This is a genomic window from Dermatophilus congolensis (assembly GCF_900187045.1).
In the GTDB taxonomy this organism is placed as follows: Bacteria; Actinomycetota; Actinomycetes; order Actinomycetales; family Dermatophilaceae; genus Dermatophilus; species Dermatophilus congolensis.
The window spans coordinates 865,482-879,246 of record NZ_LT906453.1 but is presented as its reverse complement, the minus strand read 5'-3'; the positions used below and the strand labels follow the sequence as shown (position 1 = coordinate 879,246).

Genomic DNA, 13,765 nt, shown 5'->3' with positions numbered 1-13,765 from the left:
GGGTGTTTCTTTTTGTTGGTGTTTTTGTGGTGTTTGGCGGCAGCGGCAAGCCGATTTTTCGGCAGATTAGTTGCGGCGTAGCGCTTTTCGCGCTAGGTCGGCGTGTAGTAGGCGCGTGACCATGGCTGCGGCTGCCTCTAAATTTTGTTCTCCGGCTGCTAAGGCAGTGGGTAGGTCTGTTGCTTCCCGCACGATTGGCACTGTGGCGATCACTCCTGCGGGTGGGGTTCTGGCTATTTTTTCTTCTATTCGTCCTGCGAAAACTACTGTGGGCACTCCTGCTTGGGCTGCTCGGTGGGCTACTTGCATGGGTGCTTTGCCGGCCATGGATTGTGTGTCTACGGACCCTTCTCCCGTGAATACGTAGTCGGCGTTGTGTAGGTGTTGGTCGATGTTGATGGCGTCCATCACTAGTTGGGCGCCGGGGCGTAGTTCGGCGGAGGTGAATGCAAGGAAGGCTGCGCCGACTCCGCCTGCGGCTCCTGCTCCTGGGGTGTTGCGTATCGGCTTATTGAGCGTGGTTTCGACGATGTCTGCCCAGCGGGTCAGTGCGTGTTCTAGTTCGATGATGTCCTCTGGGGTTGCGCCTTTTTGGGGGCCGAATACGGCGCTTGCTCCGTGTTTGCCAAGGAGGGGGTTGTTCACATCGCAGGCGACCATGATTTTTGTTTTCGCGAGTCTCCTGTCGAGTTGTGTGATGTCGATGTGTGCGCAGTTGCGCAGGGCTGATCCGCCCGGGGGTAGCTGGTTGCCTTCGGCGTCGAGGAATCGTGCTCCGAGGGCGCTCATCATTCCTGTGCCTGCGTCATTGGTTGCGCTGCCGCCGATGCCTATCAGAAGCGCGTGAGCACCGGCGTCGAGTGCTGCGGTAATGAGTTGTCCTACGCCGTATGTGGTTGCTGCGCAGATGTTGCGTTCGTGTGGGGAGATGTGTTCTATGCCTGCGGCGGCTGCCATTTCTATGACGGCGGTGGTTGTTGATTCGGTGTGTATGAGGCCGAAGGTAGCGTTGATGGGGCGTCCGAGGGCGTCGGTGCAGGTTGTGGAGCGGGTGTCTCCGTCGAGGGCGTTTACGAGTGTGTGCATGGTGCCTTCGCCGCCGTCGGCTATGGGCAGGCATGTCACTTCGATGGAGGGTTCGGCGGAGAGTATTCCGCGGCGTAGCGCTTGGGCTGCGTTTGTGGCGGTGATGGATTCTTTGAATGAGTCGGGGGCGCAGATGATACGCATGTGTTTATCTTGCCGTTGGTGAGGTGCTGTTTTGGGGCCACTTTTTGGGTGTGGTTTTTCTTTTTGTGTGGTTTTTATTTGCCCTGGTGTTCGCTGCCGGTGGCGCGTGGAGACTCTACTGGGTCTTGTTGGTCGCGTGGTGGATTCGGCTGGATAACGATTGGGCTAAGACGCGGTTTGAGTGCGTTTTTATGGGGTGGGAAGACAGCATTATTGAGGTTGTCGGGGCTCTTGGTTCGAGCCCTGAATGTGTTCGTTCTCTGTGAGTTTTGTGTTTGGAGAACGGTGACGCCCGGTCGGATGGGCAGTCGATCACGTGCGGAGCGGGGTGCCGCTCATCAGGGCGTGCGTGGTTCGACTGTTCCTCCGGCCGGGCGTTTTACGTGTTTTTAGTGGGTGAGTCGGTTGCGGAGGGTTTCTCCTTTTGCGTGGGCGTGGTCGCGTAGTTCGCTTTGGAAGGTGCGCATTTTTTCGCGTAGGTGGGCGCCGTGTTCTGTGTCGGCGGTGCTGATGATGCGGGTGGCTAGGAGTCCGGCGTTTCGTGCGCCGCCGATGGAGACGGTGGCTACGGGTACGCCTGCGGGCATTTGGACGATGGATAGGAGGGAGTCCATGCCGTCGAGGTGTTTGAGGGGTACTGGTACGCCGATGACGGGTAGTTCTGTGACGGCGGCGAGCATGCCGGGTAGGTGGGCGGCGCCGCCAGCGCCAGCGATGATGACGCGTAGGCCGCGGCCGGCGGCGCTGCGGCCGTATTCGATCATTTCGGTGGGCATGCGGTGGGCGGAGACGACGTCGGCTTCGTAGGGGATGCCGAATTCTTCGAGGGCGTGGGCTGCGGCTTCCATGGTGGGCCAGTCGCTGTCGCTGCCCATGACGAGGCCGACGAGGGGGGTGGTTTCGTTGAGGGTGGTGTCGTTCATTGTGTTGCTCCTGGGTGGGTTGGGGGGCGTTACTGGCGGATGGTGCCGCGGAGGTATCCGGTGGCGTGGTTGGCGCGTTCGCGCAGTTCGAGGAGGTTGTCACCGCAAACGTTGACGTGGCCAATTTTTCGGCCGGGTTTTACTGCTTTGTTGTAGAGGTGGATTTTGAGGGCTGGGTCGTGGGCCATGAGGTGTTTGTAGGTGGAGTAGAGGTTTTCGAATTCGGGGATTTGTCCGCCCAGAACGTTGCCCATGACGGTCCAGGTGTTGCGTGGGCTGGTGTCGCCTAGGGGGAGGTCGAGGATGGCGCGGAGGTGTTGTTCGAATTGACTGGTGGTGGAGCCGTCGATGGTCCAGTGGCCGGAGTTGTGGGGCCGTAGGGCTAGTTCGTTGACGAGGAATTGGGGGTTTCCGTCTTCGTCGGTGGTTTCGAAGAGTTCTACGGCCATGACTCCGGTGAGGTCGATGGCTTCGGCGATGCGTAGGGCTGCGGCGGTGATGTGAGTGGCTGCGGCGGGGGGTAGGTCGGGTGCGGGGGCGATGACTTCGGTGCAGATGCCGTCGGTTTGGACGGTTTCGACTACTTGCCAGGTTGAGGCTTGGCCCATGGGGCTGCGGGCGACCATGATGGCTAGTTCGCGGGTGAAGGTGATGGCTTGTTCGGCGAGGAGGCCGTCGGGGAAGGTGGTGGCGCGGGCGAGTTCGTTGGTGGGGTCGTTGGTGGGGGTGGTGCCGGTAATGGCGTTGAACCAGGTGGCTGCTTCGCCGGTGGTGTGTTCGCCTTCGTTGACGAGGAGCACGCCTTTGCCGTCGTATCCGCCGCGGGGGGTTTTGAGGATGATGGGCCAGCCGACGCGGTCGGCGAAGTGGGCGAGTTCGTCGGGGGTGCGGACTTGGGCCCATTGTGGGGAGGGGATGTTGAGGTTGGCCATGAGTTCGCGCATGGCGAGTTTGTCTTGGGCGTAGCGCAGGGCAGCGGGGCGGGGGTGGAGGGGGATGTTTTCGTTTTCGAGGGCGTGGAGTACGTGTGGGGGGATGTGTTCGTGGTCGAAGGTGATGACGTCGCAGTGGCGTGCGAATTTTAGGACTGTGTCGAGGTCGTCAGCGGATCCGACGGGTGCGGAGGGGATGACTTGGGCGGCGGCGCTGTTGGTGTTTTCGGCGAGGTCGCTGAGTGTGATTCCGAGGTTGATAGCCGGGGGTTGGCACATGCGTGCAAGTTGTCCGCCGCCGATGATTCCGACGATGGGGAACCCTCCGGGGGCGTGGTTCGGTTTGAGGTCCCTGGTTGTTGGCTCGTTCACGAGGCTGAGCCTAGTTGTAGTGGCGCGTGGGGTGGGGGTGCGGGCGTGTGTGCTTTGGGTTGTGGTGGGTTAGTCGGTGGCGACTGCTTGGAGGAAGAGGGCGAAGGTGGCGGGTTTGGTGCGAAGGAGTTCGAGTCTGCCGCCGTATCCTTCGGCGAGGGATCGGGCTATGGATAGGCCGAGTCCGGATCCGCTTGTGGAGACTTCTTTGTCGAAGACGTAGGGGGCCAGGTCGGGGTCAACGCCGGGGCCTTCGTCGGTGATGGTGATGATGACGGAGGGGCCAGAGAGTCGGACGTCGACGACGGTGGTGCCTGATCCGTGGGCGAGGGAGTTTTCGATGATGACGCCGAGGATTTGGGTGAGGTTGACTGAGGTTGTCCATACGGAGACGCCGCGGATTCCGGTGACGTGGATGGCGCGGCTTTCTCGTTCGAATTTGGGTTGCCAGAGGCGTTGGAGTTCGGCGAGGGTGCGGTCGACGCGGACCATGCGTGGGGTTTCGACGGAGCGGCGGTTTTTGCGTAGGAGTGCTTCGACGGTGTCGGTGAGTCTTTCGACTTGTTGGATGGCGATGTCTGCTTCTTCGTGGGCGACGTCGAGGTCGTCGGTGGCGGCGATTTCTTCGAGGCGCATGAGGAGTGCGGTCAGGGGTGTGCGTAGTTGGTGGGAGGCGTCGGCGGAGAAGTCGCGTTCGGCGGCGAGTGAGGTGATGAGGCGTCGGGCGGATCGGTCGAGTTCGCTGGTGACGAGGTCTATTTCGGTGATGCCGGAGGCGGTTTGGTGAATGCGGGGGTCGCCTTCGCCGAGGCGTTTGGCGTCGTTGGCTAGTTCGACAAGGGGGTCGGATACTTTTCCTGCTTGCCAGCGGACGACGGCGTAGACGGCTGCAGCTGCGGTGGCGATGAGGATGAGTGCGAGGGTGGTGATGGTGATGGTGATGTTGTGTGGGGTGGGGTATCCGGGGGTGTCGTTGAGGAATTGGGTGGTGATGATGGTGAAGGCGATTGCGGGGACGGTGACGATGAGTAGTGAGAGCACTACTGCGAGGCTGGTGGAGCGTAGGAGGGATTCGCGTACGGAGACGGATCGGTGAGTTTTGGTGGTGTTGTCCGGGAGGAGGCCGGGTGTCATGGGGGTTAGGCGGCGTTTGCGGGTCGTTCGAAGCGGAACCCGACTCCTCGGACGGTGGTGATGTAGCGGGGGCGGGTGACGTCGTCACCGAGTTTTTTGCGGAGTACGGAGACGTGCATGTCGAGGGTTTTGGTGGAGCCGAACCATTGGGTGTCCCAGACTTCGCGCATGAGTTGTTCGCGGGAAACGACTTTGCCTTGTTCGCGGACGAGGACGCGTAGGAGGTCGAATTCTTTGACGGTGAGTTGGAGTTCTTTGTTGCCTAGGAAGGCGCGTCGGGCTTGGGCGTCGATGCTGACGCCGTCGTCGTCGCCTTCGGTGGTGGTGGTTTTGGTGGTGGTTCGGCGTAGGACGGCGCGGGCGAGGAATTCGGCGAGGCGGAAGGGTTTGGTGACGTAGTCGTCTGCGCCGGCGTCGAGTCCGACGACTGCGTCGACTTCTTCTGCTCGTGCGGTGAGCATGAGGATGGGGGCGGTGCGTCCTTCGGCGCGTAGGCGCCAGCAGACTTCGAGTCCGTCCATGCTGGGTAGGCCGATGTCAAGGATTACCAGGTCTGGGTCGGTTCGGCCTTCTTCGTAGGCTTCTTGTCCGTCGGCGCAGATGGTGACTTCGTATCCTTCTCTGCGGAGGGCTCGCGCCAAGGGCTCGCTGATGGCCGAGTCGTCTTCAGCGAGTAGAACACTGGTCATGCGGTCATGCTAGACGTGCTGTTGGGTTCTTCTGGATCATCCGACTGAGACGGTCGTGTTTGTGCTGTTCAGGGGGTGTCCTATGGGTGGGTTTGCGCGTGTCGCGGGTGGGGTGGTTATTCGGTGACGGTGCGGGCGTCTGTGGGGCCGCGTCGTTTGGGGGTGGTGCTGCGACGTAGGGCCCACATTTGGGTGAGCCCGAGTCCGCGCAGGGGGGTGGGTTCGAGCTGCATGAGTTCGAATCCGGAGACGGTAGTGAGTCGGGTTTGGGTTGCGGTGTCGATAACGACGGTTCCGGGTTCGGCGGCGGCGGTGAGGCGGCTGGCTCGGTTGACGGTGGTGCCGAAGACGTCGCCGAATTGGGAGACGACGGCGCCGGTGGATATACCGACGCGGAGTTGGGGCATGCCGGGCATGTCGTGGAGTGCGTCGATGAGGTCGAGGCCGATGGCGCCGGCTGCGGCGGGTCGGTCGCAGGCGAAGAGGATTTCGTCGCCGATGGTTTTGACGATTTTTCCGCCGTGGATGGTGACGATGTCGGAGGCGAGTGTTTCGAATTCTCCTACGAGGGCCGAGATTTCGCGCTCGTTCATGTTTGCGACGGTGGAGGTGAATCCGACGAGGTCGGCGAAGCCGATGGTTCGGGCGTTGGCGGGTAGTCCGTCTTTGGTGGTGGCTTCGTCGTCGTCGACGAGTTGGGCAAGGGCGGCGGCGAGGTGGCGTCGCCAGGCGTAGATGAGGATTGGTTCGATGCTGCTTGAGGCTTCGAGGATGCGATTGATAACTGTTTCGCGTTCTTGGGGTGTGAGTTGTTCTGTCCAGCGTGATTGTTCGTCGTGGTGGCGTCGGGAGGCGACGAGTTCCATCATGAGGCTGGTTTGCCAGGTGGCGAGGCGGTCGGTGCTGCGTGCGATGGCTCGGGCGATGTCCAGTACGAGGTCGTCGTTCATGCCGGTGAGGCGGCGCAGTTCGGCGATGTCGGGGATTGCGTTGAGGTCGGCTTGGGTGAAGGGCATGCTGCGGGCGCCGAGTTCGGGGAATCCGAGTGCGTGCCAGACGCGGCGGGCTGTGATGAAGGGTAGGCGGGCGGTTCGGGCTACTTCGCGGCGGCGTAGGGGGGATTCGGTTCCCAGGAGTTGTCCGATGATATCGGCGCGGCGGGTGGCTGCGTCGCTGGTGCGTAGTGGGGTGGGTTTGTTGTAGCGGTCTTCGATGCGTCGCAGGGTTTCGTGGAGTACGACGTATGGGCGTGGAGGTGTGACCTCGGTGGTGGCCGAGGGTATTTTCGGGTCGGTGGGGATGTTTTTTTCCTCCCGATCGCCGTATTGCATGGGTTAATTCTGACGGTTTGTGGGTCGAATGTGAACTACGTCACCCGCTCGGAGGGTTGTGGGGCCGTGGGGTGTGGCGATGAGGAGTTCACCGTGTGGGGTGATGGCGGTTGCTGTTCCGGTGAGGGTGGTGTTGTTGGGTAAGTGGGCGGTGATGGGGGTGTTGATGGTGGCGCAGGCTGCGGTGTAGTCGTTGTGGAGTGGGTTGGTGTGGGGGTTGGTGATCCATTGGTGATGTCTGTGGGCTACGTGGTTGGCGATGTTGATGGCGATTTCTTCTCGGGTGGGTGTTGTTCCGCCGATGGTGGTGAGGGCGTGGTGGAGAGAGGTTGCGGGTGGCGCGGTGTCGGTGGGTGTGGGGAGGAGGTTTTTGGGTACGGCGACGTTGATGCCGATTCCGGCGATGACGGTGTTGGTGTTGGGGGCGAGTTGGCAGAGGATTCCGCCGACTTTGGCGTTGTTTTCAGTGTTGGTAGCGGTGCGGATGAGGATGTCATTGGGCCATTTGAGCTTGGCTTGGATGGTGGGGTGAGGTGGTTTTGGGTTGGTGTGGGGAGTGTGTGTGGTGATGAGTTCGGCGAGGGCGTCGTGTGTGGCTAGGCCGATGAGGAGTGGGAGCCATCCGGGGTCGTGGTGGGCTGGGCTGGTTGACGTGGGGGTGGGTAGGGGCAGTGTCATGCTCATGGCGATGCTGGTTCCTGGGGGTGTTATCCAGGTTCGTGAACGTCGGCCGCGGCCTGCGTTTTGGTGGGCGGCGATGATGAGCCGGTAGGGGGTGGGGTCAGCGAAGGCGTCGTCGTTGGTTGATCCGGTGGTTTCGTGGATGTCGACGCGGCTCCAGGGGCCTGTGGGGGCGAGGGTGCCGTTGGTGATGTGTTGCGTGTTGAGGTGGGGGTGGTGGCCAGTGTTCACGGTGTCAGGTTAGGGGTCGTGGCTGGGGGTGGGTTGGGCAGTGTCGTGTTGGCGAATCTTTTACTGGTGGGTAGGGGGTTAGGCTGCGTCGCATGAGCGATGCGGCCATGAATGATGCGCAGGGTGAGCAGTCTGATGTGAGCACGACGGCGGGCAAGCTTGCTGATTTTGAGCGTCGGGTTGTGGAGACGGTGCATGCAGGGTCCGAGCGTGCGGTGGAGAAGCAGCATGCTAAGGGGAAGCAGACTGCGCGTGAGCGTATTGAGCAGTTGTTGGATGAGGGCTCTTTTGTTGAGCTAGATGGTTTTGCGCGTCATCGTTCTCGTGATTTTGGTCAAGAAAAGAACCGTCCGTATGGGGATGGGGTGGTGACGGGCTATGGGACGGTTGATCATCGGCCGGTGTGTGTTTTTGCTCAGGATTTCACTGTTTTTGGTGGTTCTTTGGGTGAGGTTTTTGGGGAAAAAATCGTCAAGGTTATGGATTTAGCGATGAAGATTGGCTGCCCGGTGGTGGGTATTAATGATTCGGGTGGAGCTCGGATCCAGGAGGGCGTGGCGGCGCTGGGGATGTATGGGGAGATTTTCCGCCGTAATGTGCATGCCAGTGGCGTTATTCCGCAGATCAGTTTGGTGATGGGTCCGTGTGCGGGTGGCGCGGTGTATTCGCCGGCGTTGACTGATTTTATTGTCATGGTTGATAAAACTAGCCACATGTTTATTACTGGCCCGGATGTCATTAAGACGGTGACGGGCGAGGATGTGGCGATGGAGGAGCTGGGTGGCGCAGCTGCGCAGAATTCACGCTCGGGGGTGGCTCACTATATGGCTCATGATGAAGATGATGCGATTGAGTATGTTCGTGAGTTGTTGAGTTTTTTGCCGCAAAATAATTTAGAAGAGCCTACGGTGTATGGGTTTGAGGCTGAACCAGAGGTCACCGAGGCTGACGCATTTTTGGATTCGATTATTCCGGATTCTCCGAACATGCCTTATGACATGCGTGAGGTGATTTCTGGGATTGTTGATGATGGTGAGTTTATTGAGGTGCAGGCTTTGTTTGCGCCGAATATCTTGGTTGGTTTTGGTCGTGTCGAGGGGCGCAGTGTCGGCATTGTGGCGAATCAGCCAATGCAGTTTGCTGGGACATTGGATATTAATGCTTCAGAGAAGGCCGCGCGTTTTGTGCGGACGTGTGACTCTTTCCATATTCCGGTGTTAACTCTGGTGGATGTCCCTGGCTTTTTGCCGGGCACCGACCAGGAGTGGAATGGGATTATTCGGCGTGGCGCGAAGTTGATTTATGCGTATGCGGAGGCGACGGTTCCGCTGGTTACTGTTATTACTCGTAAGGCATACGGTGGCGCTTACGATGTGATGGGGTCAAAGCATTTGGGTGCGGATATTAATTTGGCGTGGCCGACTGCGCAGATTGCGGTGATGGGTGCGCAGGGCGCGGTGAACATTCTTTATCGGAAGCAGTTGCAGGCTGCTTTGGATGCTGGTGAGGATGTGGATGCCGCGCGTGCGAAGTTTATTGAGTATTACGAGAAGACTTTGGCGAATCCGTATATTGCTGCGGAACGTGGGTATGTGGATGCGGTGATTCGTCCTTCGGAGACTCGGGTACAGGTTGTTCGTGCGTTGCGCACGTTGCGTAGTAAGCATGAGAAGTTACCTGCGAAGAAGCACGGCAACATTCCGTTGTGATGTGGCTGAGTGCGCTTGTTAGTGAGCGGTTTTGGCGAGAGGAGGTTTGAGATGGCTATGTCTGCCGGTGGTGGTGATGCCGGAGAGCCGTGGCTTCGTGTGGTGCGGGGTAATCCTTCGCAGGAGGAGCTGGCTGCACTGTTGGTAGTGGTGTTGGCTTTATCGAGGAATGAGTGCAGTAGTGCGCAGGAGCTAGGGCAGCGCAGTAGCGGGTGGGCGAATCGTCGTCGGATGTTGTCGGGATGGGCTGGCCGTTCTGGCTGGGGTGGTATTTCGAGCTAGAGGCGTGGTCTGCAGTAGGAGTGGTGGCGTAGCAGAATCGGTGGCATGAATCGTTTGGTTTTGGCTTCTGCTTCTCCTGCTCGTTTGTCGACGTTGCGTCGTTGTGGTGTTGATCCGTTGGTGATTGTTTCTGGTGTTGATGAAGATGTTGCTTTAGCTGAGGCGCGGGAAAGGTTTGGAGAGCTGGAGCCTGATCAGGTGGCTTTGGTTTTAGCGCGGGCGAAGGCAGAGGCTGTCGCCCGAGTGGTGGAGGATGCCCAGGTGAACGGGGGTTTCTTGGAAGATATTTCTTCTGGTTCTGCTGTAGAGTGCGACGCGTTTGAGGCGGGTTTTTTGGTGGGGTGTGATTCGGTTTTGGAGTTTGAGGGGCAGGTGCTGGGAAAGCCTGTTGATGCTTCTGATGCGATAGAGCGGTGGCGTCGCATGGGGGGACGTTCGGGAGTTTTGCATACGGGGCACTGGTTGATTGATGTGCGTGGTGTTGATGAGGGAGGCACTGGGGCGACGTTAGGGGCTACTGCAAGCACGACAGTTTCTTTTGCTGCCCTTTCGGAGGAAGAAATTAAAGATTACGTGGCTACGGGTGAGCCACTTCATGTGGCAGGAGCTTTCACTGTCGATGGGATTGGTGGCCCGTATGTAGAGTCGATTGAGGGCGACTTCCATAATGTGGTGGGTATCAGTTTGCCTTTGATGCGGAGTTTGCTAGGTGAAATCCAGGTTCCATGGATGTCTCTACGCACGAAGTAGCATCGTTCTTTCTTGAGGCTTAAATCGTGAACTTTTGAGGCGGAAACATTTATGTTTCCGCCTCAAAAGTTCACGATTTAATTTTAGAGCTTTGCGCTGGTGTTTTTGGGTATGCGGAAAGGGCCTGGAACAATGTTCCAGGCCCTTTCCTTTCACGTATATTCCGGCGGTGACCTACTCTCCCACACCGTCCCCAGTGCAGTACCATCGGCGCTGAAGGGCTTAGCTACCGGGTTCGGAATGTAACCGGGCGTTTCCCCAACGCTATAACCACCGAAAAACCAACAGAACCAATCAGAAACATATCTGTCATGATCCTGTAGGGCTGATGCCCCAAGAACCGCACAGTCGACGCGAACAAAACTCTTAAAAGTGTGTATCAAGCCATCGGCCAATTAGTACCAGTCAGCTCCACACATCACTGCGCTTCCACACCTGGCCTATCAACCCACTCGTCTAGTGGGAGCCTCACACCTCGCAAGGAGGCATCGAGATCTCATCTTGAAGCACGCTTCCCGCTTAGATGCTTTCAGCGGTTATCGCTCCCGAACGTAGCCAATCAGCCATGCCCTTGGCAGGACAACTGACACACCAGAGGTTCGTCCATCCCGGTCCTCTCGTACTAGGGACAGCCCTTCTCAAATCTCACACGCGCGCAGAGGATAGGGACCGAACTGTCTCACGACGTTCTAAACCCAGCTCGCGTACCGCTTTAATGGGCGAACAGCCCAACCCTTGGGACCAACTCCAGCCCCAGGATGCGACGAGCCGACATCGAGGTGCCAAACCATGCCGTCGATATGGACTCTTGGGCAAGATCAGCCTGTTATCCCCGGGGTACCTTTTATCCGTTGAGCGACCGCGTATCCACTAACCACGGCCGGATCACTAGTCCCGACTTTCGTCCCTGCTCGACACGTCCGTCTCACAGTCAAGCTCCCTTGTGCACTTACACTCAACACCTGATTACCAACCAGGCTGAGGGAACCTTTGGGCGCCTCCGTTACCTTTTAGGAGGCAACCGCCCCAGTTAAACTACCCACCAGGCACTGTCCCTGAACCAGATCATGGTTCGAAGTTAGACATCCAATACGACCAGAGTGGTATTTCAACAACGACTCCACACACACTAGCGTGCATGCTTCACAGTCTCCCACCTATCCTACACAAGCCGCACCGAACACCAATACCAAGCTATAGTAAAGGTCCCGGGGTCTTTCCGTCCTTCTGCGCGAAACGAGCATCTTTACTCGTATTGCAATTTCGCCGAGCTCATGGTCGAGACAGTAGAGAAGTCGTTACGCCATTCGTGCAGGTCGGAACTTACCCGACAAGGAATTTCGCTACCTTAGGATGGTTATAGTTACCACCGCCGTTTACTGGCGCTTAAGTTCTCAGCTTCACCCCGAAGGGCTAACCGGTCCCCTTAACGTTCCAGCACCGGGCAGGCGTCAGTCCGTATACATCCACTTACATGTTCGCACGGACCTGTGTTTTTAGTAAACAGTCGCTTCTCCCTGGTCTCTGCGGCCATCACCCCTAGACAGAAAAGTCTTCAGGGCTCCGGCCCCCCTTCTCCCAAAGTTACGGGGGCATTTTGCCGAATTCCTTAACCATGATTCACTCGATCGCCTCGGTATACTCTACCAAACCACCTGAGTCGGTTTAGGGTACGGGCGGCTCACACCTCGCTAGAAGTTTTTCTAGGCAGCATAGGATCACCCTACTTCCCCCAAAAGGGGTCATCATCACACCTCAGGACACACCGGGCGGATTTACCTACCCGGCACCTCACATGCTTGAACGTGGACAACCATCGCCACGCGGAGGCTACCTTCCTGCGTCACTCCATCGCTTACCTACTACCAAATCGGATCACGCACTCAACCCGCAAACAACCCCGAAGGGCCATAAACAAGCATCACACGCTTAGCATCAAAGGCCTCAGTATTGGCGGTGTTTCGCCGGTACGGGAATATCAACCCGTTATCCATCGACTACGCCTGTCGGCCTCGCCTTAGGCCCCGACTTACCCAGGGCAGATTAGCTTGACCCTGGAACCCTTGGTTATTCGGCGGACGGGTTTCTCACCCGTCATTCGCTACTCATGCCTGCATTCTCACTCGTGTAGCATCCACCACTGGATCACTCCGCAGCTTCACACGCTACACGACGCTCCCCTACCCAACTTTCGTTGCCACAGCTTCGGTGGTGTACTTGAGCCCCGCTACATTGTCGGCGCGGAATCACTTGACCAGTGAGCTATTACGCACTCTTTCAAGGATGGCTGCTTCTAAGCCAACCTCCTGGTTGTCACTGCAACTCCACATCCTTTTCCACTTAGCACACGCTTAGGGACCTTAGCTGATGATCTGGGCTGTTTCCCTCTCGACTACGAAGCTTATCCCCCGCAGTCTCACTGCCACGCTTCACTTACCGGCATTCGGAGTTTGGCTAACGTCAGTAACCTGGTAAGGCCCATTAGCTATCCAGTAGCTCTACCTCCGGCAAGAAACACGTGACGCTGCACCTAAATGCATTTCGGGGAGAACCAGCTATCACGGAGTTTGATTGGCCTTTCACCCCTACCCACAGCTCATCCCCTCAGTTTTCAACCTAAGTGGGTTCGGTCCTCCACGACGTCTTACCGTCGCTTCAACCTGGCCATGGGTAGATCACTCCGCTTCGGGTCTAGACCCCGCGACTCAAACGCCCTATTCAGACTCGCTTTCGCTACGGCTACCCCACACGGGTTAACCTCGCCACGAAGCACTAACTCGCAGGCTCATTCTTCAAAAGGCACGCTGTCACCCCACAAAGAGGCTCCAACGGATTGTAGGCACACGGTTTCAGGTACTATTTCACTCCCCTCCCGGGGTACTTTTCACCTTTCCCTCACGGTACTAGTCCGCTATCGGTCACCAGGTAATATTTAGGCTTATCGGGTGGTCCCGACAGATTCACACAGGATTTCACGGGCCCCGTGCTACTCGGGAAACGCACACGGAGTACACGCCATTTCGTCTACGGGGGTCGCACCCTCTACGCCACGCCATTCAAGACGTTTCGACTATGACACGTATTTATCACTCCGCCGCACCATGTCAGTGGTGCACGCACGATCCCACAACCCCGATCACACAACGCCTGACAGCTATCACATGCAATCGGTTTAGCCTCATCCGCTTTCGCTCGCCACTACTCACGGAATCACTGTTGTTTTCTCTTCCTGCAGGTACTGAGATGTTTCACTTCCCCGCGTTCCCTCCACACACCCTATGTGTTCAGGTGTAGGTGACTGGACATGACTCCAGCCGGGTTTCCCCATTCGGAAATCCTCGGATCACAGCCTGTTTATCGACTACCCGAGGCTTATCGCAGATTACTACGTCCTTCATCGGTTCCTGGTACCAAGGCATCCACCGTGCGCCCTTAAAAACTTGACACACAAAGAATCAGATGCTCGCGTCCACTGTGCAGTTCTCAAAACACCAGCCCACA

The 13,765-nt window shown here is 58.1% G+C and carries 10 protein-coding genes and 2 rRNA genes; 3 read left to right on the top strand and 9 right to left on the bottom strand.

What is annotated here, in order from left to right:
- Positions 1-66 precede the first annotated feature (66 nt).
- The 7 genes from CKV89_RS03825 to CKV89_RS03790 all read right to left on the bottom strand — a co-directional run bounded on the left by CKV89_RS03825 (position 67) and on the right by CKV89_RS03790 (position 7,523).
- Positions 67-1,230, bottom strand: a complete 1,164-nt coding sequence (locus tag CKV89_RS03825; protein WP_034401582.1) for a glycerate kinase — start codon at positions 1,228-1,230, stop codon at positions 67-69.
- Positions 1,231-1,619: 389 nt separating this feature from the next.
- Positions 1,620-2,153 (bottom strand): 5-(carboxyamino)imidazole ribonucleotide mutase, encoded by a 534-nt coding sequence (gene purE, locus CKV89_RS03815; RefSeq protein WP_028327809.1) that lies wholly within the window; start codon positions 2,151-2,153, stop codon positions 1,620-1,622.
- A gap of 29 nt (positions 2,154-2,182) precedes the next feature.
- On the bottom strand, positions 2,183-3,457 hold the full coding sequence (locus CKV89_RS03810; protein ID WP_084441367.1) for a 5-(carboxyamino)imidazole ribonucleotide synthase: 1,275 nt from the start codon (positions 3,455-3,457) through the stop codon (positions 2,183-2,185).
- Positions 3,458-3,526: 69 nt separating this feature from the next.
- Entirely contained in the window at positions 3,527-4,591 is a 1,065-nt protein-coding gene (locus tag CKV89_RS03805; protein ID WP_051277723.1) for a sensor histidine kinase, read from the bottom strand.
- A 5-nt stretch (positions 4,592-4,596) separates the two neighbouring features.
- A complete protein-coding gene (locus CKV89_RS03800) occupies positions 4,597-5,280 on the bottom strand; it encodes a response regulator transcription factor (protein ID WP_028327811.1) in 684 nt (227 codons plus the stop codon).
- Between the two features lie 116 nt (positions 5,281-5,396).
- Positions 5,397-6,611, bottom strand: coding sequence for an adenylate/guanylate cyclase domain-containing protein (locus CKV89_RS03795; protein ID WP_051277724.1), 1,215 nt, complete (start codon positions 6,609-6,611; stop codon positions 5,397-5,399).
- A gap of 3 nt (positions 6,612-6,614) precedes the next feature.
- Complete coding sequence (locus CKV89_RS03790) at positions 6,615-7,523, bottom strand: biotin--[acetyl-CoA-carboxylase] ligase (protein ID WP_028327812.1); 909 nt, start codon at positions 7,521-7,523, stop codon at positions 6,615-6,617.
- Positions 7,524-7,615: 92 nt separating this feature from the next.
- Between CKV89_RS03790 and CKV89_RS03785 the strand changes: the two genes are divergently transcribed.
- Genes CKV89_RS03785 through CKV89_RS03775 form a run of 3 tightly spaced genes read left to right on the top strand, consistent with a single transcriptional unit; the run spans position 7,616 to position 10,264 of the window.
- On the top strand, positions 7,616-9,232 hold the full coding sequence (locus CKV89_RS03785; protein WP_028327813.1) for an acyl-CoA carboxylase subunit beta: 1,617 nt from the start codon (positions 7,616-7,618) through the stop codon (positions 9,230-9,232).
- Between the two features lie 51 nt (positions 9,233-9,283).
- The gene (locus tag CKV89_RS03780) at positions 9,284-9,514 is read left to right on the top strand and encodes an acyl-CoA carboxylase epsilon subunit (protein ID WP_084441369.1); all 231 of its coding nucleotides are present in this window, start codon (positions 9,284-9,286) and stop codon (positions 9,512-9,514) included.
- 45 nt (positions 9,515-9,559) lie between these two features.
- Positions 9,560-10,264 (top strand): Maf family protein, encoded by a 705-nt coding sequence (locus tag CKV89_RS03775; protein ID WP_084441371.1) that lies wholly within the window; start codon positions 9,560-9,562, stop codon positions 10,262-10,264.
- A 161-nt stretch (positions 10,265-10,425) separates the two neighbouring features.
- Here the strand turns inward: CKV89_RS03775 and rrf are convergent.
- Together rrf and CKV89_RS03765 are read right to left on the bottom strand one after the other, a co-directional pair.
- Positions 10,426-10,542 (bottom strand): 5S ribosomal RNA (rrf, locus tag CKV89_RS03770).
- A gap of 97 nt (positions 10,543-10,639) precedes the next feature.
- Positions 10,640-13,710: ribosomal RNA gene (locus CKV89_RS03765) — 23S ribosomal RNA — on the bottom strand.
- Positions 13,711-13,765: the final 55 nt, after the last annotated feature.

Coding starts and splice junctions, on each gene's coding strand:
- CKV89_RS03825 (WP_034401582.1), bottom strand. CDS start 1,230: ATGCGTATCATCTGCGCCCCCGACTCATTCAAAGAATCCATCACCGCC.
- purE (WP_028327809.1), bottom strand. CDS start 2,153: ATGAACGACACCACCCTCAACGAAACCACCCCCCTCGTCGGCCTCGTC.
- CKV89_RS03805 (WP_051277723.1), bottom strand. CDS start 4,591: ATGACACCCGGCCTCCTCCCGGACAACACCACCAAAACTCACCGATCC.
- CKV89_RS03800 (WP_028327811.1), bottom strand. CDS start 5,280: ATGACCAGTGTTCTACTCGCTGAAGACGACTCGGCCATCAGCGAGCCC.
- CKV89_RS03795 (WP_051277724.1), bottom strand. CDS start 6,611: ATGCAATACGGCGATCGGGAGGAAAAAAACATCCCCACCGACCCGAAA.
- CKV89_RS03785 (WP_028327813.1), top strand. CDS start 7,616: ATGAGCGATGCGGCCATGAATGATGCGCAGGGTGAGCAGTCTGATGTG.
- CKV89_RS03780 (WP_084441369.1), top strand. CDS start 9,284: ATGGCTATGTCTGCCGGTGGTGGTGATGCCGGAGAGCCGTGGCTTCGT.
- CKV89_RS03775 (WP_084441371.1), top strand. CDS start 9,560: ATGAATCGTTTGGTTTTGGCTTCTGCTTCTCCTGCTCGTTTGTCGACG.